Raw genomic sequence first — 26,208 nt, 5'->3', positions numbered from 1 at the left:
GTAGCGGGAGCGGGGCTTGAACCCGCGACCTCACGATTCTCAGCCGGTGTCTTCCAGTGCATTCCTTTGCCTTCCATTTATCCCGCTTGATCTGCGCTTTCGGGCCGCAGTTGTTTCCTTCCCCTGCCGGTGATCGGCGTGACCTGCCGCTGATTCCGATGGGTAGACGATGGCTCATCCCCCATCGCATCCAGGCGGTCTCGGACGTCGGGGGCGAGGGTCGTGCGTGGGAGGTAGTGCGCCTTGGTGACCCTCGAGTCAGCGTGGCCGAGAAGCCCAGCGGCGAGCTCGGGGTCTTCGACGAGCGCGGCGGCCGTCTTGCGGAACACGTGCGGGTGCACCCACTCGTAGCCCGTCCTCAGCTTGAAGGCATCCCACCCCTTCCTGAAGTTGTTCGGGTCGCGCACGAGACCTCGAGCTGACGGGAACACCAGCTCTTCGTGGCGCGCGTCCGCGGCGCGCTCCGCGAGCATCCGGGCGACGAACGCCGGCAACGGCACCACGCGGCGCGACGACGAGGTCTTGGGGTGGTCCTGGATCACCATCCCGCTCCCCTTCACGAAGATCGCGGTCGAGCGAATCGCGACGGTCGGCACCGTCGCCGTCAGGTCGACGTCCGTCCATCGCACCGCCATGGCCTCGCCGATGCGGGCGCTCGTGCCGAGCATGAAGTCAACACCGTGCGGGATGTCGCGCGCGACAGCATCTTCGTCGGCATAGAGGTCGATCCGCATCTGCTGCACCTCCCCGAGGGTAAGCGCCGCCACATCCTTCTTCTCTGTGCGGATCGTCGCGACATCACGGATCGGGTTCGCCGGCAGAGCGCCGAGACGCGTCGCGAGCCCAAGCACACCCGAGAGGACCGTCTTGGCATGCTTCGCTGCGGCAGGGCCGTGGGATTCCGTCGTGAGCTTCAGGAACCGGTCACACCGAGCGACGGTGATCTCGCGGAGGGTGAGCATTCCCATCCCGGGCAGCACCATCAGGTCGAGGACTTCGCGGTAGCGCCGCTCGGTGTTGTACGCCTTCGCGCCCGCGATCTGATCGGTGAACCACTGTTCCGCGACGGCCTTCAGGCGGGTGTCGGCGGTGATCTCGTCGCCCTGCACCTTCGCGCGATCAACGAGAGCCTGTTTGAGCGCGGTCTCTGCCTTGGGGCCGGTCGACCCCTGGCGCTCGACGAGCCGGGTGACGCCGTCGTAGTCCCGGAATCGCGCGTACGCGGTCCACAGCTTCGGGCTCTTCTCGACCCGTCGGATTGCACCCCACGTGCCGATGGGCAGGGGCGGGCGCGCCATCAGTTCGCCGCCTGTTCGCCCGAACGCACGTCGAACGAGCGGGGTTCGTTCAACGACCCAGTCCCAGTCCCTGACTTATTACTTACGTTCCTAGAGTCAGTCACGAGATACACGTGCGAGATTTTCGACGGACTCATGCGATCTGCTCCATGTGGGAGTACTGGCCGGCGCCCATACGGGGCGCGACGTAGACGGTGTCGCCGACCCGGAGCAGCACTCGCTGGTAGGCCTCTACGAGCCGGAGGGTGACGCTGAGCTCGACGGCCATAGCGTCGGCGCGACCGTGGTGAAGCGCCTCGGCGCGCTTGTAGTCATCGACGCTGACAAGTCGCAGCGCGGCCCACTCGTCCGCTCGGCGCTCCTGCTTGCGGTTCACTGGGCCGAACATCGACGGGACGTCGGCGAAGACGGCGTGAGCACATTCGTGAGCGAGCACTGAGCGATGGAGTCGAGTCGGCATGTCGCGCTGCAGCCGAATCAGGCCGTGGTCGTGAAGGTACTCGCCGTCGCGGTCGCGTGGCAGGTCCGTGTACTCGACCGCGATCCCCAACGCGTCCAGCATTCCCCAGATTCGTTCCATCAGCCTTGACCGTCGTCCCCTCCGCGATCGCGAACGTCCACGTCGCTTGCGACACTTCGAGCATCGTCTACACCACCGACGGGCCAGGGACCTCGCGTAACCACTCCGGTCGATCCCGAGTCATTGAGGCTGTCGGCCAGGTGCTGAATGAAGCGCCTCGGCTCCCATTCCGCGAGCAGTGCGATGGCGTCGAGTTCGTCAGTGGTGAACGCGCGCTTTCCGGTCACCCGTTCCGACACGTAGCTCTGATCGCGTTCCAGCTCAGACGCCAGCTGGACCTGCGTGATGTGGTTGCTGCGCATGAACGCCTTGACGATGGGCGCGATTCGCTCGGTGAGAGGGCGGACCGGGCGACGGGCCATGTCATTTGCCATGGCCCGAGTATGGCATATGCGCTACGGCGTGTCGAGGTTGCGCGTTGATATGGCATTTGCCATACTCAGGACATGGCCGCAACACAGAACTCGGTAGCCCGGAGCATCCGGCTTCACCTCGCGTCGATGAACAAGTCGCAGCGGTGGCTCGCCGACCGGATGGGCATGACACCGCACCGGCTCTCGCGCCGCATGGGGGGCAAGGTGCCCTTCTCGACCGATGACATCGACCGTGCCGCCGAAGCTCTCGGCGTTGACGCCGTCGGACTCATGCTCGGTCTGAATCCGAGTGCCGAAGCCGCGGCGGTGGCGTAATGGCCGCGCTGCTCACCGTCGAAGACGTCGCCGAGAAGCTCGGTGTCGCTGTCCAGACGATCTATCGGTGGCGCACGCTTCGGCCGGCCTATGGCCCCACCGCGTTCAAGGTCGGCAAGTACCTGCGATGGAAACCCGAGGTCGTGGAGGCCTGGATCGATGCGCAGTCCGCCGAGCCCAATGTGATCCCGATCCGCCGATCCGCCTAGACCGAAACGGAAACGCCCCCGCTGGCACGGGGGCGAATCACAGAAAGGAGCCAAGCAAGTGGCTCAGACATCAACGGTAGCGGATCAGTCGCTCCTCACGCAGTACGACCTCGCGGCGGTGCAGCTCGCGTGCATCTACGACACCATCGACCGCATCAAAAACGACCCGGGCATGTCCGCCGACCAGGATGCGGACGCCGACGCGTTCCGTGAGGCACGTCTCGCCTCGGCACTCGTCGAGTTCCGGGCCGCACGGCGGGCGTTGGAGAACCGTCACGTGCGGGAGCTTCACCGTCCGGTCGGGATCGTCGCGCCGGGAGAGGCGCTGGAGCCGTGAGCGCCCTGCCTGTCGTCGTGCCCGTGGAGGTCCCGGGTGAGGATGTCGCGAATCCGCCGTTCCTGCCGGTGAGCGCGCGTGCCGTGAGCGGTGTGCCGTCGTCGGCGGAGTTCGATGGTCCACTCGGCCATGACGGGTGGCCGTCCGCCACGCCGGAGTGGGAGGACCTGACCCCCGACGAGATCGCCGAGCACCGGTCGTGGTGCGTCGATCTCTGCGCGGTCTGCGAGGGGCACCGGCAGTTCGGGTACTGCCCGGGCTGCACCGCGTCGTCCGCGGAGGCGGTCGACGGGATCACCGTCTGCTGCGACCAGCCGGTCACTCTCGGGGATGCCGCGGATCGGGCGTGGGTCGCATGAAGCCAGCCCGCCTCATCGTCCTGGTCGTCGCGGTCGGGATGGTCCCGTTCGCGCTCGCCTCCTACAACGGCGCCACCCTCCTCGGCGTGGCCGCCATCACCGCATTCATCGCCCTGACGATCGTCGGGGCCCCGTCCAAAAAGGATCACCGTCCATGAGCACTGCCGCCCGGAAGGCCCGCAAGCGCGCGGGCATCCCGTTCACCAAGCCCGCCAAGACCCCGACGCCCGTCGAGGACCGCACGGCAACGAAGGTCGCCGGCGACCGCAAGCTCCGCGCGACCCTCCGCACCACCGCTGGCGACTACCGGGCCGCCGTCGCGATGCTTCAGAAGGAGGCGGCGCTGTGAGCCAGACGTTCACCGTGGAGAACTTCAAGGGTGTCCGTGAGATCACCCTCTCCCCCTCCGGTTCCCTCGTCGTCATCGCTGGCGGGAACGGTGCCGGGAAGTCGAGCTTCATCGACGCGTTCGTGGAGCTGTTCGACCCGAAGGGCACCCGCCTGACCCCGAAGCCGATCCGGGAAGGTGAGGACGAGGCGCGTGCCGAGTTCACCGACACCGACCTCGGCGTCCGGATCGTCCGCACCTGGAAGAAGAACGACGCCGGCCGCCTCGAGGTGTTCGCCCTGGACGGCGCGAAGTACTCCAAGCCCGCCGAGGTCGTCGCGCAGCTGACCGGGGGTCTCATCTTCGACCCGGTCGCGTTCCTGAACCTCGACGAGCGGAAGCAGCGCGACGCGCTCCTCGCAAAGGTCGAGCTTCCGTTCGACGTGGAGGCGTTGGCGCGAGAGAAGGCGGGCGCTGAGGAGCGGCGCCTCGTCGCGGGCCGTGACGTAAAGCGTCTGCAGGGCGCCCTGTCGGCAATGCCGAACCCGCTGGACGCGCCGGATGAGGAGGTATCGGGCGCCGCGGTCCTCGCCGAGATCGAGACCGTGCAGGAGCACAACCACCGCATCGACCGCGCCGAGGATCTCGTCACCGAACTCGGACGTCAGGTCCTCGACACCGACCGCACGATTGAGCGCTTGGAGGCGCAGATAACTCAGGCGCGCGCGGACCGGGCTGTCTGGGTCGAGAGGATCGAGGAGGCAGAGCGCGCCGCCGCCGCTCCGCGCGCCGATCTCGAGCCGCTGCGCGCGAAGCTCGCGGCCGTCGACGAGACGAATGCGGCCGTGCGCGCGAGACGTGAGTACGCGAAGGTCGCAGACGAGTACGCCGCCGCGGAGACCGCGCAGGCCGCCGCGAACCGCGAACTCGAGGCGATCGAGAAGCGCAAGCGGGAAGGCCTCGCCGCGGCGACGTTCCCCGTCGACGGTCTGTCCGTGGATGAGAACGGCGTCACCTTCGACGGTGTCCCGTTTACGCAGGTCAACTCGGCCATGCGCCGCCGCGTCGCGTTCGCGATCGCCACAGCCGGCGACCCGAAGCTCCGCCTGGTCATCGTGAAGGACGGCGACCTCCTGGACGCCGACAGCCTCGCCGCGATCCGTGAGATCGCCGACGAGCGCGGATACACGGTCCTGGTGGAGCGGGATCGGGATGAGTCCCGGCAGATCGGCTTCACGATCGAGGACGGGGCACTCGCATGACCTCCACCCTGACCTACACGGGCACGCTCAAGATCACGCGCTGCTGGTGCGGTATCGAGCTCGCTGTCCCGCAGGCGCTGTACGACCACGCCCAGGCGAGCAGCAAGAACTCGATCTTCTGCCCTCTCGGACACACCTTCGTGTTCCGCAAGAACGAGGCGACACGGCAGCGGGAGCGCGCTGAGGAGCTGGCGCGTCAGTTGGAGATCTCGCGCGGCGGCCAGCGTTGGGAGCGTGACCAGCGTCTCGCGGCTGAGCGTTCGGCGCGCGCGTACAAGGGGCACGTCACGCGTCTGCGGAATCGGATCGCGAACGGCGTGTGTCCGGTCGCGGGATGCCGCCGACACTTCGACAACGTGCAGGCGCACATCGCGGGCCAGCACCCTGACTGGGCCGCGGAGCACCCGGAGGCACTCTCGTGAGCGACCGTATCGACCACGCCGCCGAAGCATCGCGCCTCCTCGCTCGCAGGGCATTGGACCCTGCGCTCGACATCGCGCGCGCTCAGGTCCACGCGACTCTCGCGCTCGTGGAGCAGCAGCGCACCGCCAACCTGATCGCGGTCGCGACCTGGAATGCGAACGCGCTGCGCACCGGCGGGAGCAGAGACGGCAAGCCCGCAGATCGGGAAGTCGAGAACGCTCGCGTCGACAGGCTGTTCGCCGAGATCCGAGAGGGGCTGGGGCTGTGATGCTCCGCTGGATGCACGAGCACATCTCCCGCCACACCTGGGACGAGGTAGCGCACCGGCACAACGTGGAGGACGGTGAGCAGACCGTCGACTGCTACAAGCTCGAGGAGTGCCGGTGCGGCGCGATCCGCGAGACGTACGTCGTCAAGCACGAGCTTGAGTCCCCGTTCCCTGGCATCTCGATGGGGTTCGCTGAGGTCCACGTGCACGACCTCGACCGGCTCGAAGACGCGAAGGTGTGGGCGAAGTGAACGCCCTCGCCGTCCTGGACCGCACCCTCGCGGATTCCGCTGACCGTGACTCGTGGCTGGCCGTGCACGACAAGGTCATCGGCTCGTCGACGGCGGGGAAGTTCGCGAAGCCGTCGTCCGTGGAGACGTACGTCCGGCAGCTCCTCGAACCTCGCACGTTCTCCGGTAACGAAACGACCCGATCGGGCAACGACTGGGAGCCCGCCCTGCTCGCCGCGGTCGGAGCTCGCCCGAACAACCTGTTCATCCACCACCCCGACAACCGCCGGTTCGGCGCGACGATCGACGGCGCCAAGCCGACCGGTGACGGGTTCGCGATCGTCGAGACGAAGACGAAGCACAACAAGGTCGTCGACGGCCCGACTCCGTACGAGGTCCGGCAGCTGGCGTGGCAGATGTTCTGCATCCCCGAGGCGGTGCATGCCGAGTGGGTGTGGGGTGAGGTCGTCCGCGACGAGCACTCCCCTGTCGGCTGGCGTCTGCGCCGCCCCGTCCAGTCGATCACTTTCCGGCGCGACTCCCCCGAGATCGTCGCGGCTACCAACCTCATCGTGCCGATAGCGCACGCCGTCCTCGCTGCCCTCACGGCGGCCCAGTCTCAGAGAGTCCCGTTCTGATGTCGAAAGCAGTAGCCACCCTTCCCGCGTCCAGCTCGGCCGCCGACTGGACCGACGAGGAACGCGCGGTCATCGAAGCCGCTGGCCTCGTATTCACCCACGCCTACGGTGAGCGGAAGGGCGAGAAGGAACTCGCCCCCCGCGCCGTGATCGCTCGGTTCCAGCACACGTGCGCCCGCACGGGCCTGGACCCCCTCGCCCGTCAGATCTACTGCATCGCCCGGTTCGGTTCGGATGGTCTCGAATGGTCGACGCAGACCGGCATCGACGGGTTCCGTGTCGTCGCGGAACGCTCGAAGCAGTACGCCGGTCAGGCGCCCGCCGAGTGGCTCACCGACGCCGGCGAGTGGGTCGACGTGTTCGTGAAGAAGCTGCACGGCGACTACCCCCTCGCGGCGCGAATCAAGGTGTACCGGCACGACTGGGACGACGACAAGCCCGCCGTCGGTATCGCGACGTGGGACGAGTACGCGCAGACGAAGCGGAACGGCGACCTGACCGCGATGTGGGCGCAGCGCGGCCCGGGTCAGCTCGCGAAGTGCGCGGAGGCCCTCGCGATGCGGAAGGCGTTCCCCCAGGACCTCTCCGGCGTCTACACCGACGATGAGCTGCGCCCGAACGCGTCGGAGGCAGCGGAGCCTTCCGAGGACTGGGAAGCGCTCATCGCCGCAGCCGACTCGGAAGAGGCCCTTGCTCTCGTCGGTGAGCGAATCGCTGAGTCCGGGCAAGGCACCGACAAGATCCGCGCCGCCTACCGCGCCCGCGCCGCTGTCCTCACCACCGAAGCGAACACCGTCGACGCCGAAATCGTCGCCGACACCGAGACTCCCGCCGGGGGCGCTGCCCCCGATGACGCTCCCCACGTCACGCCCCCGGCGGGTCCCACCTCCGAGCAGGACTACGAAGCCGCCGTCGCGGCCGAGTTTGATGCCGCAGTCGAACGGGGTGAGGCGTGATGCAAGACGTCGCGAACCTGACGACCGATGAGGTCATCGACTTCACCCCGGCGTCGCCCGTGGAGCTCGAACTGATCATCCGCGAGCTCGGCGACCGCCTCGAGCACGCTGTCCCGGTGATCCGCGACCTGTGGGAGAAGCGGTACGCGTCGGAGCGCGCGTTCATCGAGGGGCACGCGAAAGCGATGCTCATGTCGAAGCAGTCGACGGTGTCCATGGCGAGGAAGGAAGCCGACCTCGCGACCCTCGAACTGAAGCGCGCGTTCGACGACGCGAAAGAGATTCTGCACGCCGCGGAGGCGCTGCAGAAGGCCCTCACCGCGAAGCTCTACGGCTACCTCAACCTCAACAAGGTCCAGGCGACCGCCTACCAGGTCGGAGGAGTGGGCCGATGACGTTCGAGCTTGCATCTCCGCCTCAGCCGATGCCGACGCGGGAGACGGAGCGCACGATGCTGGATCGGCTGCGCGTCCGGTACGGGCGGACGTACAAGAACGGACCCTACGTGGGTCGACAGTTCGTGATCGCTGAGAAGGTCGCCACTACTCCCGGCGGATCACACGACTCGGCGCGCATCGCGGATGCGATCGTGCTCGACACCTGGGGATGCGCTCATCACGAACTGACACCGGCGGAGAGAGAGCGCCGGAACTGGCGGGAACGCTACTCGGTCCACGGATTCGAGGTGAAGGTGTCGCGGTCGGACTGGCTCACCGAGCTTTCCGACCCGTCGAAGGCCGAAGCATGGGCACGTCACTGCCACTACTTCTGGCTCGTCGCCGCCGACAAGTCGATCGTGCGCGACGACCTGCCCGCGAGTTGGGGATTGCTGGTCCCGCATGGTTCGAGCCTTCGCGCGGTCACGAAGCCGAAGCGACGTGACCCGGTCCCGCTGACGCTCGCCGCGACCATATCGCTGGCGCGAGCTGTCCAGAGAACAGAGGTCTCCATCGCCCAGGCGACATAGGCCCCGAAAAAAGACCGGGGACCGTCCGGATTGCGCCCGGACGGTCCCCTTCACCCAACACATTCGCATCCCTGGCAGGAGCAGAACAGATGAGCATCCCCATCATGCCGGATACGGCATCCCCCACACCTGATCGCGGTGTCGCGTTCGTCGTCCACGGGACCCCGGCCCCGCAGGGCTCCAAGCGCGCGTTCGTCGTCGGCAACCGCGCCCGCGTCGTCGAGGACTCTAAGAAGTCCGCCCCCTGGCGTGACAGCGTCGCCGCGGCCGCCGTCGAAGCGATGGCCGGCGGGGCACCGATCGAGGGGCCCGTGGAGGTCACGGTCACGTTCCTGTTCACCAGACCCATCTCCGTCACCGAACGCGCCCGCCCGCTCCCCTCGGTCCGCCCCGACATCGACAAGCTCGTCCGCGCGGTTCTCGACGGCCTCACCGCCGGCGGAGTCTACACCGACGACTCCCGCGTCACCGACCTCCACACCCGCAAGCGCTACGGCACAGTCGCCCGCGCCGAGATCACCGTCCGCGAGGTGCAGCCGTGACCGCCCGCGCCCGCACCACCGACCCCGGAACCTCCCACGCCGCCGCGGCATCCGCCGAGTCGAACGTCGCCGCATCGCAGCGCGCCGTCCTCGACATCCTCCACGACGCGCTCATGCCCCTCACCGACGAAGAGATCACCGGCTACCTCAGAGGCCAGTTCTCCCCGTCCCGTGTCCGCACCGCACGCCGCGAGCTGGAAGCCGACGGACTGGTCGAGTGCGCCGGGACGATCAAGCCTCCCGGGAAGCGGACCTCGTGCCGCGTCTGGATCGCGAAGGCGGACGCCGCATGAGCCTCCTGACCCTGAACACGGGCAACGACGGCACGCTCACCTACGAGCAGTTCCTGACCGAGAAGGTCGCGTTCGATCGCTCGTTCGGCTTCGACGTGCGCGACGAGTGGCTGTCGCCGATCATGCGGCCCGGGCACGAGCACTTCAAGCCGCACCAGGCCGACATCGTGAAGTGGGCGGTGAAGGGCGGCCGCCGCGCGATGTTCGCCCGCTACGGGCTCGGCAAGTCGGTCATGCAGCTCGAAGTACTCCGCCTGATCGTGGAGCACGGCCCGGCGCTCGGCGGCCCGCGCGACGGCTTCGGCCGCGAGATCCGGCGTGCGCTGATCGTCGCGCCCCTCGGCGTTCGGTTCGACATCATCCGCGACGCCCGCAACCTCCTCGACCGGGAGGTCCGGTTCGTGCGCCGCACCGACGAGATCGACCCGACCTGGTCGGGCATCTACGTCACCAACTACGAGTCGATCCGCGACCGGAAGCTCGACGTCGACCTGTTCGTCGCCGCGTCGCTCGATGAGGCGGCCGTGCTGCGCTCGTTCGGGTCCGACACCTACCAGACGTTCCTGCCCCTGTTCGCGGAGGTCCCGTACCGGTTCGTCGCGACCGCGACACCCGCCCCGAACCGCCACAAGGAGCTGATCCACTACGCCGGGTTCCTCGGCATCATGGACACCGGCCAGGCCCTGACCCGCTTCTTCAAGCGCGACTCCTCGAAGGCCGGGAACCTCCGCATCCACCCGCACAAGGTCCGCGAGTTCATGCTGTGGCTGAACACGTGGGCGTGCTTCATCCAGCGCCCGTCCGACCTCGGCCACGACGACGCGGGCTACGACCTGCCGCCGCTCGAGGTGCTGTGGGAGGAGGTCGAGGTCGGGCTGCTGTCCGATCAGGTCGAGAAGGACGGGCAGGGTGTCCTGGTCCGGTCGGGCGCGAAGTCCGCGGTCGAGTCGGCGCGGGAGAAGCGGCACACGCAGAATGCCCGGATTGCCCGGGCGATGCACCTCGTCACGCTCCACCACGCAGGCTCCGACGACGGTCTGCACCAGATCATCCTCTGGTGCGACCTCAACGACGAGCAGGACGAGCTCGAACGCCAGCTTGACGCCGAAGGCCTCACGTACTCCTCGATCCGCGGGGCGCAGTCCGACGCCGAGGTCGAAGAGCAGCTGCGCCGCTGGCTCGACGGCGAGACGTACGCGCTCATCGGGAAGCCGATGATGCTCGGCCGGGGCCTGAACCTGCAGCAGTGCTCCACGGCCGTGTTCGTCGGCGTGACCCACAAGTACGAGCAGACCGTGCAGGCCATCCATCGCATCCACCGGTTCGGGCAGCTCAATGCCTGCCGCGTGCACCTGATCTACGGCGAGACGGAGAGCGACGTCCGCGACAACCTGCTCACGAAGTGGCAGGAGGACGACGGCCTCACCGACACGATGTCGCAGATCCTCCGCGAGTTCGGCCTCGACGCCTCCGCGATCTCCGCCGCGCTCACCCGCGCGATGGGCGTGGACCGTGAGGAACGCTTCGGCCGGGACTGGAGCATCGTCCTGAACGACGCGGTCGCCGAGTGGCGTGACCACGTCGCCGCGGAGTCGATGGGCCTGATCGTCACGTCGATCCCGTTCTCGGGCAAGTACGAGTACTCCGCGAACTACGCCGACTTCGGCCACGTCGACGACAACGCCCAGTTCTGGTGGCAGATGGACTACCTCACGCCCAGCCTGTACCGGGCGCTCATGCCAGGCCGAATCCTCGCCGTGCACGTCAAGGACTTCCCCGTCCCCGGCTCGCGGACGGGCGCCGGGGTCTACACGTTCGACACGCTCCATGCCGAGGCGATCGCGCACTACATCGGCCACGGGTTCGACTACTTCGGGATGATCACGGTCACGACCGACGTCGTCCGCGAGAACAACCAGACCTACCGGCTGTCGTTCTCGGAGATGCTGAAGGACCACTCGAAGATGGGCGTCGGCGCGCCGGAGTACGTGCTGATCTTCCACAAGCCGCAGACGGACCGCTCCCGCGGCTACGCCGACCTCCCGGTGCAGAAGTCGAAGGCGGACTACTCGGTCGGCCAGTGGCAGATCGACGCGGCCGGCGAGTGGCGCACGGGCGGCGACCGCCTCCTGACCGGCGACGAGCTCGCCGCACTCGACGTCGGCACCCGCTCGAAGCTGTTCACCGCGCAGTCCGAGCGCACCGTGTACGACTACGACGCGCACGTCGCCCTCGCTGACCGTCTCGCCGCGCGCAACGCCCTCCCTGGCACGTTCGCATCCCTCGTGCCCGGCTCCTGGCGGGACGACGTGTGGACCGACGTGCTCCGCATCGACACCCTCAACAGCGACCAGCGTCGCCGGGAGGTGGAGGCGCACATCTGCCCGTTCCCCCTCGACATCCCCCGCCGCCTCATCGGGATGTACTCCAACCCCGGCGAGCTGGTCGGCGACCCGTTCTCGGGACTGGGGTCCACGGTCCTCGAAGCGGTCCGTCAGGGCCGGAGGGGGTTCGGGACGGAACTGAACCCGGTGAGCGTGGCCGACTCGATCGTCTACCTCACCCGCCACGACAACCAGGCGAACACGCCCACCCTTTTCGACCTCCTCGACCTCGAAGGATCCGCAGCATGAACCCGATCGAACGACTCCTCGAGGTCTCGACCCTGTACGACGTGAAGCACCAGGATCGCCTCGGCGAGAACCGCCTGCTCATCACCTTCTGGGACGGCTCCCGGCTCCTCATCACGGCGGAGAACGTCTGATGGCGACTGCAGTCGGATACAAGCGCCCGTCGGTGCCGTGGAACGGTCTCACCGTCACGGACCTTTTCTGCGGCGCGGGCGGGTCATCGTCGGGTCTCGTCGAGGCGGGCTACAAGGTCGTCATCGCGGCGAACCACTGGGAGCTGGCGATCAAGTCGCACCAGGCGAACCACCCCGAAACCGATCACGCGCAGGCCGATATCTCCCAGGTCGACCCCCGCTACTTCCCACGCACTCACGTGCTGTGGGGCTCGCCGGAGTGCACCAACCATTCGATCGCGAAGGGCGTGAAGCGTCAGCGGATGCAGGATCAGGCTCTCTTCGAGCTCGACGGCACCCGCCCGCTGCCCGACGAGGCCGCGAACCGGTCCCGCGCGACGATGTGGGACATCCCTCGCTTCGCCGAGCACCACCGGTACATGGCGATCATCCTGGAGAACGTCGTCGACGCGTACCGGTGGGACCAGTTCCCCGCCTGGCAGATGGCGATGGAAGCCCTCGGCTACCGGATGCGGTTCGTGTGGCTGAACAGCATGCACGCTCAGGTCGGCGGCCTGCCCGCACCGCAGTCCCGCGACCGCATGTACATCGTGATGTGGCGCGCGGATCTCGCGTCGAAGAAGACGCCCGGCCCGAACGTCGCGAAGTGGACACGGCCGATGGCGTTCTGCCCGGAACACGGTCAGGTGCAGGCGGTGCAGGCGTTCAAGAAGGCGGAGCAGTGGGGCCGCTACCGTGCGCAGTATCTGTACCGGTGCCCGGCGTGCTGGCAGATCATCGAGCCGGGCTGGCTGCCGGCGTCGTCGATCATCGACTGGTCGATCCCCGCACAGCGGATCGGGGACCGGGAGAAGCCGCTCGCGGAGAAGACGCGGGAGCGGATCCGGCGCGGCATCGAACGGTACTGGTCACCGCTGGTCGTGAAGGCCGCGGGGAACACATACGACGGCGTCACGACCGGCTCGGGCTACCTGCGCGTGTCGGACGTCGAAGCGCCGCTCCCGGTGCAGCTCGGCACGTCGGAGCATGGTGTCGCCGTGCCGCCGTTCCTGTCCCAGTTCCGCGAGCGGGACCGGAACATGCCGGTGAGCGACCCGTTGAACACGGTCGTCGCCGACGGTGCGAACCACGCGCTCATCGTGAACCTCGTCTCGGGCGCGGACGAGTCCCGCTCGAAGCCGATCTCGGAGGTCCTGCCGTCGGTCGTCGCTGGCGGCACGCACGCCTCGCTGCTGATCCCGGTCGAGGGCCGCGAAGGGAAGTCGGCGGCATCGGCCGCGGACCCGCTGCGCACGCAGTCGACGCGGAACGAGACGGGGCTGCTGGTGCCCGCGGGCGGAACCTGGCGCGACGCCGCGACATCGCTCGACGCGCCGATGTCGGCCGTGACCACCCGTGAGGCTGACGGGCTGCTGGTTCCGCTTCGCAATCACGGTGTCGCGAAGCCGACCGATCAGCCGATCGACACGGTCAGCGCCGAGGGCAACCACCACGCCCTCCTCATGCGGAACAACACCGCGCGCGGCGACGCCGGACAGATGTCGACGCCCGTGCACGAGCCGATGCGCGCACTCACCACCGCGGGCCACCAGTCCCTCATCGAGCCGGGCGCACCGATCAGCCTCGACGTCGACGACGCTGGCTTCCGGATGCTGGAACCCCACGAGATCCAGCTGGGCATGGGCTTCGCCGCGGACTACCTGCTGCTCGGCACGAAGCGCGACAAGGTCAAGCAGGCCGGGAACGCCGTCACCCCGCCAGCGGCGCGCGACCTCGGGCATGCCGTCGCCGAGTTCCTCCTGGAGGTGGCGGCGTGAGGCGCGCAGGTTCATTCGTGGCATCGCCCGTCACACGCGCCCCTGGCATCGGCCCCTGCAAGCGGTCGTGCTGTTGGACTCCGCTTGGACACTCCGGCGCTGCTCCGAAGACCTGCACCTGTCACCGAGAGGAGCCGAGACGATGATCGGCCCGAAGACGCCGAAACCGTCCCCCGCTGACGAGAAACGCGCGTACGCCGCGGCCACGTCCCGTGACGGCGGCCGGTGCGTCCGTTGTGGGCGTGCGGGGGTCGTGCAGCGTGACCACCGGCAGAACCGACAGAGCGGCAACACGGTCGTCTGCAACCTGCAGTGCCTGTGCCCCGGCTGCCACCTGTGGAAGGGCAAGAACCCCGCTCAGGCCGTCCAGGAGGGGTTCGCGGTGCCCAGGTGGGCGCGCCCCGAGGTGTGGCCGGGGTTCCGTACCGGTGTCGGCTGGGTGGTCTACTTCGACGGCCCGGACGTGGATGGGGAGTGGTGGCGGGTCATCGCACCGTCGACGGCGACGCTGCTCATGAGGGGCGGCGCATGATGGCCTGGTTCCGCGTCGACGACCAACTCCACGCTCACCCGAAGCCACGCCGCGCCGGGCTCGCCGCGATCGGCCTGTGGACCCTCGCCGGGTCGCACTGCATGTCGTACCTCACCGACGGCGTCGTCGAACGCTGGTTCGTGGAGTCCCTGCCCGGTGGCGTGAAGCTCGCCGGCCGCCTCGTGAAGGCGGGCATGTGGCACGAGCACCCCGACGGGTGGGAGTTCCACGACTGGGCCGAGTTCCAGTTCACCCGCGAGCAGATCCTCGCCGACCGGGGCGCCGCCGCCGAACGCATGCGCCGTGTTCGGGCGAACAGGAAGGCGAACGTTCGCCCGAACGAACCGGCGAACGTGACGCCCGCGGTGAAGCGCGCGGCCAGCCAAGCCGGGATCACGTCGTTGCAGTCGGTGATCGACTCCGTCAGCAAGCACGCAAGCCGCACCATCGGCCCGGACGCCGCGTTGCAGCTCGGCGCGCACCTGATCGCGAAGGCTCCCACGTACCCGCGGAACCCGCAGATGTACGTGACGAGGTCGGTGTCGCTGTCGCCGTTCGAGGTGCAGCAGTTCATCGACGACAACGCCCTGGCGGTGACGCCGTGAGGGTCGAGCTGAACATCCCCGACAAGGTCTGGGCGCAGGTCCTCAACATGGCCGAACAGAACCACACGAAGGTGCCGCTGCTGATCGAGGCGTTCATCCGCGACGGGATCCGCCCGTCAGCCGTGAAGACGCTGCAGGCGCAGGCCCGGAAGCAGGCGATCTTGCAGGCGTGGGGCGAGGGCCTCACAGATGCCGCGATCGCGGAGCGCACCGGGGAACTGAAGGCGTACGTCGGCGACGTGCGCAGAGCCACGAAATTGCCGCCCAACCAGGTGCGGTCGAAGTACCCCTACGAGAGGAAGACAGCATGAAGACCGCGATCAGGCCCCCCGAGCAGGTGGCCGCGTTCTGGTCGAAGGTCGATCGATCCGGTGGACCTGAGGCGTGCTGGCCTTGGACGGCCGCCGTGAACAAGCAGACGGGCTATGGCATCTTCCACCCGTCGCGCACGTCGGGATACCCACACACGGTGAGCGCGCACCGATTCGCTGCACATCTTGCCGGCGTCATCGATCTCGCTGACGAACGCCAGCACGTCGACCATACGTGCCACAACGACTCCGACTGCCCGCCCGGTCCCTGCCCCCATCGACTCTGCTGCAACCCGGCACACCACCGAAGCAGCACGAACGCGGAGAACGTCAACCGCTCGCACAACTCGAACGCCCGGAAGACGCACTGCCCGCGAGGGCACGAGTACACGCCCGAGAACACCCGGGTCCAGATCAAGAAGAACACGACCACTCGCAAGTGCATCGCTTGCGAACGAGACAGGAGCAGAGCATGACCGGCGAAACCGTAGTGACCGTGGTCGGGAACCTGACCGCGGATCCAGAACTCAGATGGACGCAGGGCGGGCTCCCGGTGGCGAACTTCACCATCGCGAGCACCCCGCGCAGCTTCGACCGCCGGTCGAACGAGTGGAAGGACGGCGATGCGCTGTTCCTCCGCGCGTCGGTGTGGCGCGAGTTCGCCGAGCACGTCGCGGGGTCGCTGACCAAGGGCATGCGGGTCATCGCGACCGGCCGCCTGCGCCAGCGCTCCTACCAGGACAGGGAGGGCCAGAACCGCACCGCGATCGAGCTGGAGGTTGATGAGATCGGCCCGTCGCTGCGGTACGCGACCGCGCAGGTTACCCGCGCGGCGTCCAACAGCGCGCAGAGCGCCCGGCCCGCGCAGCCCGCCGAGGAGCCCTGGTCCACCCCCGGCACCGCCACCCCCGACGCATGGCCGACGCCGACCCCGATGTCGTACGGCGACGACACCCCGTTCTGAGGAGAGAGAAATGGGATATCAGGTCTACGAGGATCGCGCCGCGCGCGACCTCGGCGTCGAGCGGTGGGCGGGCTATGGCGTGCCCGCCGTCTGCGACCACCCCGACTGCGCCGAAGCGGTCGACCGCGGCCTCGGCTACCGCTGCGGCGACATCGGTGGCGAGGCGGGATGCGGGCTGTCGTTCTGCTCGGGACACCTTCACATGGACGGCGGCGCGACGCAGAAGTGCGAGCGGTGTCGTGACGAGGAGCCGCCCTTCACGCCGAAGCCGGACACGGCTGAGTGGGAGAGCTGGATGCTCACCGACGACTCCTGGGCGCAGTGGCGCGCGGAGCACCCGGACCGCGTCGAGCAGATGCGTGCACGCGCCGGATCGGAGGTGACGCCGTGACGTTCGCCGCCCGCTACGACGGCACGTGCGCCGCGGAGTGTGGGAACCGCATCCACCCGGGCGACCACGTCCGCTACGTCGACGACCAGCTCGTGCACGTCGGCTGCTTCCCGAAGGAGCCCGAGCCGGAGCGCGCGCCGCGCCCGACGTGCCCGAACTGCTTCACCGAGATCGCACTGAACGGAGCCTGCTCATGCTGAAGACGATCCAGGGGTACATCGACGTGACTGTCCGCGTCCCCTTCACGGCAGTCGATGACGTCGACGAAGAGAACCCGACCTCGGCGCAGGACTGGGCCGACATGGCGAACTCTGGGATGGATCCGGACGCGCTGGAGGGTTCGACTATGGCGCCGGCCGATGCCACCGTGCACGAGGTTGTCAGCTGGGAGATCGAGGAGGCGTGGTACATCTCGCCTGAGCATGATCACTCCCAGCGGTGCTGTCGCGATCACGGCACGCACGCGATGCCGCACAGGGGGTGCATCCTCCGATGACTCTGCTGTGTGTCGCACCGGGGTGCACGCTCCTCGGGGAGCACTCGGTCCGGTGCCCCGACGACCCCGCGAACGGTGGTGAGGGTGTCGGAGCCTGCGCCGGATGTCTTCCCACGCTCGCGTCCCACGGTCACCTGTGCGACTGGCACTTCAACCGCCTCGGGACCCTGTACCAGGCGTACCAGGAGTGGAAAGCGCTCGTGCAGGGTGCGGATGGTGGCCGGCTCGTCGCGGCGGACGGGAAGTCGACGGTCCCGGAGGGGTGGGCGAACCTGTCGCCCCAGTTCCTCGCGATCGACGCGTGCGAACGGCTCCTCGCATCACGCACGGGGACCCTGAACCGGTGGGTCGAGACCGAGACTGGCGCCGCCGCCGCCGTCGAGTTCATGCGCCACGCCGCCCGGGCGATCCGCCTGCAGGTCGAGGAGCACAAGCCGATGATCGTCCGGGAACGGTGCCCTCACTGCGGGCTCGTCACCGTCCGCGGGCACATCACGGTCGAGAAACGCCACCACACGATCGTGCAGTGCGAGTGGTGCCGCACGGAGATCACCCGTGTGAAGGCCACCGACCGGTGGTTCGGGTCTACGACGTGCGAGGGCCACGACCATGCCGCCTGCGACCGTGTCGCTTGCGCCTGCGGGTGCCATGCCCTTGGCCGCGGGCAGGCGGGCCTGGCCGCGTTGTGGGACGCCGACCAGCACGCCCAAGGGTTCGTGGACCGGGCCCGTTGGCAGACCGACGGCCGCCTGGTCTGGGAAGCCGAGAACGAGAGGAAGACCGCGTGAACGCGGAGACACCCAACCAACAGAACGGGAGTCGTGATGCCTGACCGCCGCGCCTACGAGAGCGCCCTGCTGACCCACGCCCCGAGCGGGTGGGACGAGAACGACATCGGGATCGCTGCTGACGATCTCGAAGGCGACTGGGACGACCTGGACCGTGACCTCATCGCGCACAGCCTGTGGCAGATGGGTGCGGGGCTGGATCACTCCGGATGCCGTTACGGCGGAACCGAGCCCGACGACGCCGACTACGAGAACAACTGCTCGACGTGCCGAGAACACCTTCTGGGCGTCGCTGACGCAGTGCTCTCCGAGATGGCGACCGGTTCGGCCGGACGGGAGGCGACCGATGGCTGAGCACGGCGCGGAGGTCGGCGTGGACTGGGTGAGTGGCCTCATCCTGCATGAACGGGACGCCGACTGGCACCCGTAGGATGAAGCGGTCTACGGACCCCGCCCAGGATCGGAAGGACGGGAGTCATGAGCGATGAGCGCGCTTGGGAGCCGAATCCGCTTGGGCACAACTTCCAGGGCGTCGCCGGCCACCCCGACGACGATGAGTGCACAGACAGGGAGGATGGCACCGACGCGACATATTTCGGCCTCCCGGAGTCAGAGCATCACATCTACGCGGTGTGTCCAGGGTGCGACACCGACGAAGACGAATGCGCGGGCGGGTGCTGCGAGGACTGCCGGTGCCATGGTGCCTATTCGGGAGGTTCGGAGTGATGCAGACGTTCAAGGCCAAGGTGCGTCGCCGAGAGTTCGAGGAAGACGACTCTTGGATACCCGAGGATGAGCGTTGGCCTGCCGAGATGCAGTGGGTCGCGGAATGGTCCCGATACGACGAGGACGGCAAGTTCATCAGCGGCTGTGCGTCCCCTCACGAGACACACGGAGCTGCGCTTGTCGAAGCGATCGCGGAGGCAGACGAGGTCCGCCGCCTCAACGCCCTCGAATCGGGTGATCTGTTGTTCCGATGCCTGGCCTGCGGCTGGTCGACACTGAATCGCGAGGTCGAGCAGCACATCTGTCCCGGTTCGGGTGAACGGGAGTCTGATCATGCCTGAACCGCGCGAGTGGATCACCGTGAAGGAAGCCGCCGCCCTCGTCGGCCGCGACAAGCGACAGATCTACCGGTGGATCGAACGCGACCGCCTCGCCACCCGCCGTAACACGGACGGCATCCTCGAGGTCCTGTCGAAAGCGATCGTCCGGGTCGAGAAGACCGTCATCCGCGGACGCCCCAGGGAATGACGACACGCACACACGAAATCGTCAAAAGCGTCATTCGTGTCACGATGGATCGTAGATGGTGGAGCAGTCCGCCCAGATCGAAGCCCCGGCCCTCACACGAGGATCACCGGGGCTTCGTCGCCCGAAACTACTTTCCCGACCCGACCTCACCGGGCTGGGGGCCGCCGTCGAGCAGTCGATAAGCGTTGGCGAGCCCCCGGATTGCGCTGACCTGGTTGTACAGGGCGACGCCGTTCGTCCGCAGACTCTTCGCCGCGTCGGTGACGAGATCGAAGAGTTCCTTCTGAGCCGTCTCCTTCGCCTCGTCCGCCGACCCCGACTCGGTCTTCTGCCGCTCCGCCATGAGATTCCTTCCTGTGGCCGGGACCTCCCCAACCAGCTCTCCAGCATCCCGCACTCCCCCGACATCGGCCCCTGCCGTTCGTGACCGCGTCCAGGTGACGCCCGATCGAGGTGAACCACCATGGCCGCGACAGGAACATTCCGCGAGAAACGCGGTCACGAAGCCCGCGCCCTGTACGACGAGGGCTTCAGCTGCAACGCGATCGCCCGGAAGCTCGGTGTCGGTGTCGCGACGATCTCCCGGTGGGCCAAGGACGAGGGCCTCGCGTTCGACCGGTCGCAGACGGCGATGGCTGTCCGGGCTCACACGATCGATCTCGCTGAGTCTCGGCTGCTGCTGGCGAAGAAGCTTCAGGTCGCGGCCCATGATCTGCTCGACTCGCTCGACGGTGAGTACCTGGTGTACAGCTTCGGCGGGAAGGACAACGTCTACAGCGAGCACACGCTGGACCGTCCGCCTGTTGAGGTGATCCGCAACGCGGTGACGACGGCGGGCATCGCGTTCGACAAGGCCACGAAGGTCGTTGAGGCGGAGTATGGTGCTGCCGGTCTGGCGCCGGTGGAGTCGATGCTGGGTCGTCTGGCGCAGCGGTTCGGTCTCATCGAGGGCGACGGCGATGCCTGACGTGCTCGCTGACATCTCCCCGAAGCAGGAGCTGTCGATCCGTGAGTCGACGGTGCAGGTGTGCGTGTGGGAGGGTGCGGTCCGGTCGTCGAAGACGATCGCGCAGATCCTGCGGTTCCTGATCGCTGTACCGCATGCCCGTCAGGGCCGCATCGTGATCCTGGGTCGCACACGCGAGTCGATCTACCGGAACATCTTCGAGCCGATGATGGACCCGGAACTGTTCGGCGACATCGCCCCGCACGTGAAGTACACGCTCGGCGCGCCGACCGCGGTGATCCTCGGCCGTGTGGTTCACGTGATCGGCGCGAACGACAAGCAGGCTGAGGACAAGATCCGAGGCATGACCGTCGCCCTGTGCCTGGTCGATGAGATCACGGTCATCCCCGAGGGTGCGTTCAAGATGATGCTGTCGCGTCTCACCGCCCCGGGCGCGCAGCTGTTCGGGTCCACGAACCCGGACTCCCCGGCCCACTGGTTGAAGACGGACTACCTGGATCGGCTCGACGAGCTGCCCAACTGGCGGTCGTGGCACTTCGTCCTCGACGACAACGTCGCTCTCGCCGAAGAGGTGAAAGCGAACCTCCGAGCGAACTACACGGGCCTCTGGTATCGCCGGTTCATTCTCGGCGAGTGGGTCGCGGCTGAGGGCGCGATCTACGACATGTTCGACCCGAAGACCGGCAACGGCAACGTCGTCGCGTGGGAAGACCTGCCCGAGATGCGGGAGCTGATCTCCGTCGGCCTTGACTACGGCACCACGAACCCGACCGCGGCCGTCATCCTGGGCGTGTCCGCGGAGACCGATCATCTCGGCCGGCCGACGCCGCGCTTGTTCCTCGTCGACGAGTACCGCCACGACGGGAAGCAGCACGAGCAGAAGCTGACCGACGCGGAGCTGGCGCGCGAGTTCATGCGCTGGCTCAACGGCCGGCACCTGCCCTCATCCACGTCGACACACCTGGTCCCCCGGCATGTGGTCGTGGACCCGTCGGCGGCTTCGTTCAAGGTCGAGCTGCGGAAGGTGCACGGCCTGACCTCCACCGACGCCGACAACGACGTGCTGTACGGCATCCGCACGATGGCGTCGCTCGTCGCCGAGAAGAAGCTGATCATCGCGGACCGCTGCAAGGGCCTGATCCGTGAGATGCCCGGCTACTCCTGGGATCCCGAAGCGACCAAGAAGGGCGAGGACAAGCCGCTGAAGGTCGCGGACCACTCCTGCGATGCCGCCCGTTACGCCTTGACCACGACCGAGAACATCTGGCGCCGCTACATCAAGCTCGCCGCCTAACTCCGAAGGGAGCGTCATGCCCACGTTCCCGCCTGAGCCGTTCGATATCGCGGCGGCACGTTTCCGTGAGCTGGATGCGTGGTGGTCGGGTGACACGGCGACGCTCGCGGAGATCTACTCCGGGAAGACCGGGGCGACGCATTCGGTGAACGGCCGCCCGTTCCGTGGCGGTGTCGTCGGCACCCTGTCGAAGTGGTGGTGGGGTCAGCCTGCCGCCCCGGACGAGCAGCGCATGAAGATGCACCTGCCGCTCGCGGCGGACCTGTGCACTCTGTCCGCGGATCTGCTGTTCGGTGAGGCCCCGCAGGTCGTGTTCCGCAAGCCTGACGACGCCGAGCAGGAGACCGACACCGCGGGGAAGCCTGTCCGGTGGCGTCACCAGGCGCAGGACCGCCTCGACGCGCTGATCGGCACCGACGAAGCCCACGCTGAACTCCTGCTGTGGGGTGAGCTCGCGGCGGCGCTCGGCGGGTCGTATCTGTCTGTCGCGTGGGACCCTGCCGTGTCCGATCACGTGTTCCCGAAGGCGTACGCGGCGGATGCCGCGATCCCCACGTTCCGGCACGGCCGGCTCGTGTCGGTGATGCTGTGGTCCGAGTACCGCGACGGCACCGACGTGTTCCGTCTGACGGAGACCCACAACCCCGGCATGGTGCGGTACGCCCTGTATCGGGGCACGAAGACGGACCTCGGTGCACTGGTGCCGATCTCGTCCCGCCCGGAGACGGAGCACTACGAGCAGCTGCGGAACGAGTCGGACCTGCAGGTTGCGCTCGCGAACCCCGGTGCGCTGCCGTTCGATGTGACGATCGGGACCGGGTCTGACCGGCTCGCGGTCGTGTACATGCCGAACGCCCGCCCGGTCCGCGACTGGCGGAAGCTGGGCCCCCTCGCACACCTGGGCCGGTCGGACCTCGACGGCATCCAGGATCTTCTCGACAAGGTCGATCAGACGTGGTCGTCGCTGATGCGTGACGTCGACAACGGTCAGGGCCGCCTGATCGTCGCGGAGGAAGCTCTCGACCTCACCGGGAAGCCCGGCGAGGGTGCGGTCTTCGACACGTACCGGCAGGTGTTCACCGCGATCGGTGCGACGCTCGGGAAGGCTGCCGATGGTGGCTCCCTGGTCGATCAGGTGCAGTTCGACATCCGCGTCGAGGAGCACCTGGCGGTGTTCGAGGGGCTGCTTCGGCGGATCGCGTCGACGCTCGGCTACTCGGAAGCGCACCTCGGCCTGGACACGGTCGCGGGGACCCGCACGGCGACGGAGATCGACGCGGACCTGTCCGACTCAGAGCGCACCCGCGACAAGAAGGCCCTGTACGCGCGTGCCGCTCTGTCGCGGTGGGCGCTGGTCGCGTTGGAGATTGACCACAGCGTGTTCGGTGGTGACGCTCTCGGTGACCTGGACGAGCCGCCCACGGTGGTGTTCCCGCCGGTTTCGCAGGCTGACCCGGAGAAGCTGACCCGCATCGCGGCGTTGCAGGAAGGCATCGCGTCTCTCAAGGAGCGTGTGCGTGTGCAGCGTCCCGACTGGGATGACGACGAGATCGCGGCCGAGGTCGAGGAGATCAAGGCGGAGCGCAAGGAGGAGGCTGTGCCTGACCCGACGACCTTCACCGGCAACGACGACGAAGAGAACGACGACGCCTGAGGAGGCAAAGACATGGCCCTGCGAACGACACCCCGAGACGGAGCCGATGCCACGAACGCAATCGAGGCTCGGTTCGCGATCGCGCAGAACGGCAAGCCCACCGAAGAACAGCTGCACGCACAGTCGAACCTGCGTGGAGCGATCGCGAACCTCGCCCACCACATCGACGGCACGATCGAGGACTCGCGCGAGAAGTCCCTCGCTCTCACGCACCTCGAAGAGGCGCTCATGTGGGCGGGCAAGGCGATTTTCCGCGCCTGATCGGGGGTCGTCGTGGCTCTGTTCGTCCCTGACCCGGAGCGCAGCCTCGACGACATCATCGAGGACCTCGCAGGTGAACTGGGACGCATCTACCGTGACGTCGAGGACGAACTGATCCGTGAGGTCGCGGTCCGTGCGGCCCGGGACTTCGCTCTCGCCGCTCAGCTGCCTGAGGCGCCCGCCGGTCGGGGGTTGACGGTCGCGGAGCGCCGCCGGCAGAACCGGATCCTCGCTGAGCTCGCCGCGCACCGCACGAAGGCCGCCCGCGAGTTGCAGTCGATCGCCGCGGCGATGTCCGAGCGCCTACGGGTGACGGGTCTCGCGCAGCGGATCATCGACATCGCCTCGTCGGAGGGTGAAGCGGCGGCCGCCGCGCATCTCGGGTTCGCTGCACAGCACGCGCCGAACGTGATCCCTCTCCCTGGGGTCGCCGTGCCGAGCGTGCTGGGCGCGACCGCGTCGCAGGCGTCCGCGATGGTCGCCGTGTCCCTGCAGTCCCGCCTCGAGGTCCTGAATCAGCGAATCACTCGCTACCCGCAGGACGCGTACCAGCGGGTCGTGGCGATGTACTCACCGCAGACGCTTCTGGGTGTGACGACGTCGCGAGCGCAGCAGGCGGCGACGGTGCAGCGGTTCCTCGCCGACGGCATCCCCGCGTTCGTGGACCGCAGCGGCCGGACGTGGACGGTCGGCGCGTACTCGGAGATGGCTGGCCGCACGTCCGTTGCGCGCGCGTTCAACGATGCCGGGATCTGGCGGATGCAGCAGTCGGGTATCAACCTCGTCACCATCACGGGCGGCGCGGACGCGTGCCGGAAGTGCGCCCCGTGGATCGGGAAGATCCTGTCCACGGATGGCACGACGGGCACGGTCACCCTCCCCCACGCGACGAAGGACAGCACGGTCACGGTCGAGGTGCAGGGCACCGTCGATCAGGCGCGCGCCGCCGGCTGGGGGCACCCGAACGACCGGTGCCGTGTCGTCAGCTACTTCGCTGGTCTCGCGATCCCGCAGGCCGGGTTCCAGTACGACGAAGCGGCCGACAAGGAACGGCAGAAGCAGCGGGAACTGGAACGCGACATTCGGGCGGCGAAGCGACGTGAGGCGTCGGCGATGACCGACACGGACCGCCGGAAGGCCGCACGCGAGGTTCGGGACGCTCAGGCAGCGATGCGGGACTTCACCCGCGACACGGGCCGCAAGCGCCAGTCGTACCGTGAGCAGCTGCGCTTCGCAGACGGCCGTGGCGGGGCAGCAGGCCAACGTCCCCCACAGCCGCGGACACCTCCGACGCCCCTGCGAGCGTTGCCGTCGTCGATGAAACCCCACGAGGCTACGTTCTTCCGACGCATGGAAGCGCGCGGCGACACGCTCGACTGGATCGCGCCCGACATTGTGACTCGTCGTGCGACGAACGACTTCCGTTGGACGAGCCAGGGCGGCATCGAGGTCGAGTTGAAGTCGGTGAACCCTGCCCGGCCGGGGTCGCGACCGAACCCGGCGACCACACGCGAAGCGATCCGCAAGGCGGTCCGTACCGCCTTCGACAACCACGCGGTCGTCAAGGAGAACTTCATCGTGGATCTCGGCGACCGCGCCTTCGATGAAGCGTTCGCCGCGAAGCTCGCCCACTACAACGACAACACAGATCGCCGGATTCGTGCGCTCTGGATACTCGCGTCAAGCGGCGCGGACCTGCGACAGGTTCCGCTTCACACAAAAAAGTAGAGGCCCGACGCCCCCGCTTTCTCATGGCCACTATCTGCGGTGGCTGGCGGAGGGAGGCCTCTACACGCATCAGTGTACCGCGCTATACCCCTCGCCGTCGATGGCCCTGCACGTCGACGGCGAGGCCCCTTCTCTCCCGCACGCAGGGTGCGGGTCACTGATCCCGGCAGGCCCGGGGCAAGGAGCACGACATGAACACCATCCAGACCACGGCCGCGCGCCGCGGCGGCGACGGCCTCGCGCAGATCGGCCCGACCCGGTTCGACATCGTCGGTATCCGGTTCGCGGAGGGAGAAGGCGCGGCGGGGGCCGGGACCGACGGCCAGCAGCAGGAACAGCAGCAGGCCGCGACTCCCCCGTGGGGCGACGACGCGTCGAAGTTCGACCCCGCGAAGGCGTGGACCCTGATCCAGAACATCAAGGGCGACCTCGCGGCGGAGAAGCAGAAGCGTGACGACGCGATCGCGACCGCTGTGCAGAAGGCCACCGCCGACGCGCAGAAGAACACGCTCGCCGAGTTCGCGAAGCTCCTCACCGGCGACGCGGCGCCCGAGACCGACCCGGTGAAGCTGAACGACGCGCTGAGCGCTCTCAAGGGGCAGGTGACCGAGAAGGACACCGCGCTCGCGCAGGCTCAGGCCGCCGCGAAGCAGTCCGCCCTCGCGTTCCAGGTCGCGCTGCACGCGCCCGCCCTCGGCGGCAACACCGCCCTCCTGCTCGCCAACGAGCAGTTCAAGACCTCCATCGCGTCGGCAGAGCCGACCGACGAGGCGGCCATCAAGGCCGCGATCACCAAGGCGCTCCAGGAGAACGCCGCACTCAAGCAGCCCCCGACCCGGTCAGGTGCCGGCGACCACACGGGCCCGACGATCCAGTCCCTCGAATCTCAGCTGAAGGCAGCCGAGGAGAAGAAGGACTTCAAGGAGACCATCCGCCTGAAGCGGCAGATCGCCGCTGCACGTCAGGCGTAACCCCAGCAGCCCGTCAGGGCAGAAAGCGAGGC

At 68.0% G+C, this 26,208-nt stretch carries 42 protein-coding genes and 1 tRNA gene; 38 read left to right on the top strand and 5 right to left on the bottom strand.

Translation table 11 applies throughout. The annotated features are described in order from the left end of the window. Position 1: 1 nt before the first annotated feature. The 4 genes from WFI00_RS16475 to WFI00_RS16460 all read right to left on the bottom strand — a co-directional run bounded on the left by WFI00_RS16475 (position 2) and on the right by WFI00_RS16460 (position 2,252). Positions 2–87: transfer RNA gene (locus WFI00_RS16475), tRNA-OTHER, on the bottom strand. Next, the gene (locus tag WFI00_RS16470) at positions 78–1,298 is read right to left on the bottom strand and encodes a tyrosine-type recombinase/integrase (protein ID WP_336631416.1); all 1,221 of its coding nucleotides are present in this window, start codon (positions 1,296–1,298) and stop codon (positions 78–80) included. Before WFI00_RS16470 ends, WFI00_RS16475 begins: the two co-directional genes overlap by 10 nt. Positions 1,299–1,431: 133 nt before the next feature. After that, complete coding sequence (locus WFI00_RS16465; RefSeq protein WP_336631415.1) at positions 1,432–1,878, bottom strand: ImmA/IrrE family metallo-endopeptidase; 447 nt, start codon at positions 1,876–1,878, stop codon at positions 1,432–1,434. Beyond that, complete coding sequence (locus WFI00_RS16460) at positions 1,878–2,252, bottom strand: helix-turn-helix domain-containing protein (RefSeq protein ID WP_336631414.1); 375 nt, start codon at positions 2,250–2,252, stop codon at positions 1,878–1,880. Before WFI00_RS16460 ends, WFI00_RS16465 begins: the two co-directional genes overlap by 1 nt. Before the next feature lie 72 nt (positions 2,253–2,324). On the opposite strand from WFI00_RS16460, the gene WFI00_RS16455 reads away from it, so the two are divergent. From WFI00_RS16455 to WFI00_RS16300, 32 genes are all read left to right on the top strand, one after another. Further along, positions 2,325–2,567: a helix-turn-helix domain-containing protein gene (locus tag WFI00_RS16455; protein ID WP_336631413.1), complete on the top strand. Its 243-nt coding sequence runs from the start codon at positions 2,325–2,327 to the stop codon at positions 2,565–2,567. Further along, entirely contained in the window at positions 2,567–2,776 is a 210-nt protein-coding gene (locus WFI00_RS16450; protein ID WP_336631412.1) for a helix-turn-helix transcriptional regulator, read from the top strand. The genes WFI00_RS16455 and WFI00_RS16450 overlap by 1 nt, the downstream gene beginning before the upstream one ends. 58 nt (positions 2,777–2,834) lie before the next feature. Next, the gene (locus tag WFI00_RS16445; protein WP_336631411.1) at positions 2,835–3,113 is read left to right on the top strand and encodes a hypothetical protein; all 279 of its coding nucleotides are present in this window, start codon (positions 2,835–2,837) and stop codon (positions 3,111–3,113) included. After that, on the top strand, positions 3,110–3,472 hold the full coding sequence (locus WFI00_RS16440) for a hypothetical protein (RefSeq protein WP_336631410.1): 363 nt from the start codon (positions 3,110–3,112) through the stop codon (positions 3,470–3,472). Before WFI00_RS16445 ends, WFI00_RS16440 begins: the two co-directional genes overlap by 4 nt. Next, a complete protein-coding gene (locus tag WFI00_RS16435; RefSeq protein WP_336631409.1) occupies positions 3,469–3,630 on the top strand; it encodes a hypothetical protein in 162 nt (53 codons plus the stop codon). The genes WFI00_RS16440 and WFI00_RS16435 overlap by 4 nt, the downstream gene beginning before the upstream one ends. Continuing rightward, positions 3,627–3,821: a hypothetical protein gene (locus tag WFI00_RS16430; protein ID WP_336631408.1), complete on the top strand. Its 195-nt coding sequence runs from the start codon at positions 3,627–3,629 to the stop codon at positions 3,819–3,821. Before WFI00_RS16435 ends, WFI00_RS16430 begins: the two co-directional genes overlap by 4 nt. Then, on the top strand, positions 3,818–5,062 hold the full coding sequence (locus tag WFI00_RS16425) for an ATP-binding protein (RefSeq protein WP_336642380.1): 1,245 nt from the start codon (positions 3,818–3,820) through the stop codon (positions 5,060–5,062). The genes WFI00_RS16430 and WFI00_RS16425 overlap by 4 nt, the downstream gene beginning before the upstream one ends. Continuing rightward, positions 5,059–5,484 carry a hypothetical protein gene (locus WFI00_RS16420; RefSeq protein WP_336633577.1) on the top strand — a complete coding sequence of 142 codons (426 nt, stop codon included), beginning with the start codon at positions 5,059–5,061 and terminating at the stop codon, positions 5,482–5,484. The genes WFI00_RS16425 and WFI00_RS16420 overlap by 4 nt, the downstream gene beginning before the upstream one ends. Then, positions 5,481–5,753 (top strand): hypothetical protein, encoded by a 273-nt coding sequence (locus WFI00_RS16415; protein ID WP_336633576.1) that lies wholly within the window; start codon positions 5,481–5,483, stop codon positions 5,751–5,753. The genes WFI00_RS16420 and WFI00_RS16415 overlap by 4 nt, the downstream gene beginning before the upstream one ends. An 11-nt stretch (positions 5,754–5,764) precedes the next feature. Beyond that, entirely contained in the window at positions 5,765–6,004 is a 240-nt protein-coding gene (locus WFI00_RS16410) for a hypothetical protein (protein ID WP_336633575.1), read from the top strand. Beyond that, positions 5,992–6,621, top strand: coding sequence for a hypothetical protein (locus WFI00_RS16405; protein ID WP_336633574.1), 630 nt, complete (start codon positions 5,992–5,994; stop codon positions 6,619–6,621). Before WFI00_RS16410 ends, WFI00_RS16405 begins: the two co-directional genes overlap by 13 nt. Beyond that, positions 6,621–7,577, top strand: a complete 957-nt coding sequence (locus tag WFI00_RS16400; RefSeq protein ID WP_336633573.1) for a recombinase RecT — start codon at positions 6,621–6,623, stop codon at positions 7,575–7,577. Before WFI00_RS16405 ends, WFI00_RS16400 begins: the two co-directional genes overlap by 1 nt. After that, positions 7,574–7,972, top strand: coding sequence for a hypothetical protein (locus tag WFI00_RS16395; protein WP_336633572.1), 399 nt, complete (start codon positions 7,574–7,576; stop codon positions 7,970–7,972). The genes WFI00_RS16400 and WFI00_RS16395 overlap by 4 nt, the downstream gene beginning before the upstream one ends. After that, positions 7,969–8,544 (top strand): hypothetical protein, encoded by a 576-nt coding sequence (locus WFI00_RS16390; RefSeq protein WP_336633571.1) that lies wholly within the window; start codon positions 7,969–7,971, stop codon positions 8,542–8,544. The genes WFI00_RS16395 and WFI00_RS16390 overlap by 4 nt, the downstream gene beginning before the upstream one ends. A gap of 89 nt (positions 8,545–8,633) precedes the next feature. After that, on the top strand, positions 8,634–9,086 hold the full coding sequence (locus WFI00_RS16385; RefSeq protein WP_336633570.1) for a RusA family crossover junction endodeoxyribonuclease: 453 nt from the start codon (positions 8,634–8,636) through the stop codon (positions 9,084–9,086). Further along, positions 9,083–9,379 (top strand): hypothetical protein, encoded by a 297-nt coding sequence (locus WFI00_RS16380; protein WP_336633569.1) that lies wholly within the window; start codon positions 9,083–9,085, stop codon positions 9,377–9,379. The genes WFI00_RS16385 and WFI00_RS16380 overlap by 4 nt, the downstream gene beginning before the upstream one ends. After that, entirely contained in the window at positions 9,376–12,012 is a 2,637-nt protein-coding gene (locus tag WFI00_RS16375; RefSeq protein ID WP_336633568.1) for a DNA methyltransferase, read from the top strand. The genes WFI00_RS16380 and WFI00_RS16375 overlap by 4 nt, the downstream gene beginning before the upstream one ends. Then, a complete protein-coding gene (locus WFI00_RS16370; RefSeq protein ID WP_336633567.1) occupies positions 12,009–12,143 on the top strand; it encodes a hypothetical protein in 135 nt (44 codons plus the stop codon). The genes WFI00_RS16375 and WFI00_RS16370 overlap by 4 nt, the downstream gene beginning before the upstream one ends. Then, entirely contained in the window at positions 12,143–13,960 is a 1,818-nt protein-coding gene (locus WFI00_RS16365; RefSeq protein ID WP_336642379.1) for a DNA cytosine methyltransferase, read from the top strand. The genes WFI00_RS16370 and WFI00_RS16365 overlap by 1 nt, the downstream gene beginning before the upstream one ends. Positions 13,961–14,213: 253 nt before the next feature. Further along, complete coding sequence (locus WFI00_RS16360; protein ID WP_336633674.1) at positions 14,214–14,492, top strand: HNH endonuclease signature motif containing protein; 279 nt, start codon at positions 14,214–14,216, stop codon at positions 14,490–14,492. Next, a complete protein-coding gene (locus WFI00_RS16355) occupies positions 14,489–15,097 on the top strand; it encodes a hypothetical protein (protein ID WP_336642378.1) in 609 nt (202 codons plus the stop codon). The genes WFI00_RS16360 and WFI00_RS16355 overlap by 4 nt, the downstream gene beginning before the upstream one ends. After that, positions 15,094–15,408, top strand: coding sequence for a hypothetical protein (locus tag WFI00_RS16350; RefSeq protein WP_336633683.1), 315 nt, complete (start codon positions 15,094–15,096; stop codon positions 15,406–15,408). The genes WFI00_RS16355 and WFI00_RS16350 overlap by 4 nt, the downstream gene beginning before the upstream one ends. Further along, on the top strand, positions 15,405–15,884 hold the full coding sequence (locus WFI00_RS16345) for a hypothetical protein (RefSeq protein ID WP_336633627.1): 480 nt from the start codon (positions 15,405–15,407) through the stop codon (positions 15,882–15,884). Before WFI00_RS16350 ends, WFI00_RS16345 begins: the two co-directional genes overlap by 4 nt. Next, entirely contained in the window at positions 15,881–16,372 is a 492-nt protein-coding gene (locus WFI00_RS16340) for a single-stranded DNA-binding protein (protein ID WP_336633628.1), read from the top strand. The genes WFI00_RS16345 and WFI00_RS16340 overlap by 4 nt, the downstream gene beginning before the upstream one ends. A gap of 10 nt (positions 16,373–16,382) precedes the next feature. Next, the gene (locus WFI00_RS16335) at positions 16,383–16,763 is read left to right on the top strand and encodes a hypothetical protein (protein WP_336633629.1); all 381 of its coding nucleotides are present in this window, start codon (positions 16,383–16,385) and stop codon (positions 16,761–16,763) included. After that, on the top strand, positions 16,760–16,963 hold the full coding sequence (locus WFI00_RS16330) for a hypothetical protein (RefSeq protein WP_336633630.1): 204 nt from the start codon (positions 16,760–16,762) through the stop codon (positions 16,961–16,963). Before WFI00_RS16335 ends, WFI00_RS16330 begins: the two co-directional genes overlap by 4 nt. Next, a complete protein-coding gene (locus WFI00_RS16325) occupies positions 16,957–17,259 on the top strand; it encodes a hypothetical protein (protein ID WP_336633631.1) in 303 nt (100 codons plus the stop codon). Before WFI00_RS16330 ends, WFI00_RS16325 begins: the two co-directional genes overlap by 7 nt. Continuing rightward, positions 17,256–18,047, top strand: a complete 792-nt coding sequence (locus WFI00_RS16320) for a hypothetical protein (RefSeq protein ID WP_336633632.1) — start codon at positions 17,256–17,258, stop codon at positions 18,045–18,047. Before WFI00_RS16325 ends, WFI00_RS16320 begins: the two co-directional genes overlap by 4 nt. Before the next feature lie 36 nt (positions 18,048–18,083). Continuing rightward, positions 18,084–18,401, top strand: a complete 318-nt coding sequence (locus tag WFI00_RS16315) for a hypothetical protein (protein WP_336633633.1) — start codon at positions 18,084–18,086, stop codon at positions 18,399–18,401. Between the two features lie 123 nt (positions 18,402–18,524). Beyond that, the gene (locus WFI00_RS16310; protein WP_336633634.1) at positions 18,525–18,773 is read left to right on the top strand and encodes a hypothetical protein; all 249 of its coding nucleotides are present in this window, start codon (positions 18,525–18,527) and stop codon (positions 18,771–18,773) included. Continuing rightward, positions 18,773–19,114, top strand: a complete 342-nt coding sequence (locus WFI00_RS16305; RefSeq protein WP_336633635.1) for a hypothetical protein — start codon at positions 18,773–18,775, stop codon at positions 19,112–19,114. Before WFI00_RS16310 ends, WFI00_RS16305 begins: the two co-directional genes overlap by 1 nt. Beyond that, positions 19,107–19,301: a helix-turn-helix domain-containing protein gene (locus WFI00_RS16300; RefSeq protein ID WP_336633636.1), complete on the top strand. Its 195-nt coding sequence runs from the start codon at positions 19,107–19,109 to the stop codon at positions 19,299–19,301. Before WFI00_RS16305 ends, WFI00_RS16300 begins: the two co-directional genes overlap by 8 nt. A 127-nt stretch (positions 19,302–19,428) precedes the next feature. On the opposite strand, the gene WFI00_RS16295 is transcribed toward WFI00_RS16300, so the two are convergent. Next, on the bottom strand, positions 19,429–19,644 hold the full coding sequence (locus WFI00_RS16295; protein WP_336633637.1) for a hypothetical protein: 216 nt from the start codon (positions 19,642–19,644) through the stop codon (positions 19,429–19,431). Positions 19,645–19,764: 120 nt separating this feature from the next. On the opposite strand from WFI00_RS16295, the gene WFI00_RS16290 reads away from it, so the two are divergent. From WFI00_RS16290 to WFI00_RS16265, 6 genes are all read left to right on the top strand, one after another. After that, positions 19,765–20,268 carry a terminase gpP N-terminus-related DNA-binding protein gene (locus WFI00_RS16290; protein WP_336633638.1) on the top strand — a complete coding sequence of 168 codons (504 nt, stop codon included), beginning with the start codon at positions 19,765–19,767 and terminating at the stop codon, positions 20,266–20,268. After that, on the top strand, positions 20,261–21,562 hold the full coding sequence (locus tag WFI00_RS16285; protein ID WP_336633639.1) for a PBSX family phage terminase large subunit: 1,302 nt from the start codon (positions 20,261–20,263) through the stop codon (positions 21,560–21,562). Before WFI00_RS16290 ends, WFI00_RS16285 begins: the two co-directional genes overlap by 8 nt. A gap of 16 nt (positions 21,563–21,578) precedes the next feature. Continuing rightward, positions 21,579–23,216 carry a phage portal protein gene (locus WFI00_RS16280; RefSeq protein ID WP_336633640.1) on the top strand — a complete coding sequence of 546 codons (1,638 nt, stop codon included), beginning with the start codon at positions 21,579–21,581 and terminating at the stop codon, positions 23,214–23,216. A gap of 12 nt (positions 23,217–23,228) precedes the next feature. Continuing rightward, positions 23,229–23,477 carry an Acb2/Tad1 domain-containing protein gene (locus WFI00_RS16275; protein ID WP_336633641.1) on the top strand — a complete coding sequence of 83 codons (249 nt, stop codon included), beginning with the start codon at positions 23,229–23,231 and terminating at the stop codon, positions 23,475–23,477. Between the two features lie 12 nt (positions 23,478–23,489). Then, the gene (locus tag WFI00_RS16270; RefSeq protein ID WP_336633658.1) at positions 23,490–25,205 is read left to right on the top strand and encodes a phage minor capsid protein; all 1,716 of its coding nucleotides are present in this window, start codon (positions 23,490–23,492) and stop codon (positions 25,203–25,205) included. A gap of 191 nt (positions 25,206–25,396) precedes the next feature. After that, positions 25,397–26,176: a hypothetical protein gene (locus tag WFI00_RS16265; protein WP_336633657.1), complete on the top strand. Its 780-nt coding sequence runs from the start codon at positions 25,397–25,399 to the stop codon at positions 26,174–26,176. Positions 26,177–26,208: the final 32 nt, after the last annotated feature.

This window comes from Microbacterium sp. MMO-56, assembly GCF_037146215.1.
GTDB lineage: Bacteria > Actinomycetota > Actinomycetes > Actinomycetales > Microbacteriaceae > Microbacterium.
The sequence above is the reverse complement of the archived record's forward strand: the minus strand, read 5'-3'. Positions and strand labels throughout refer to the sequence as shown.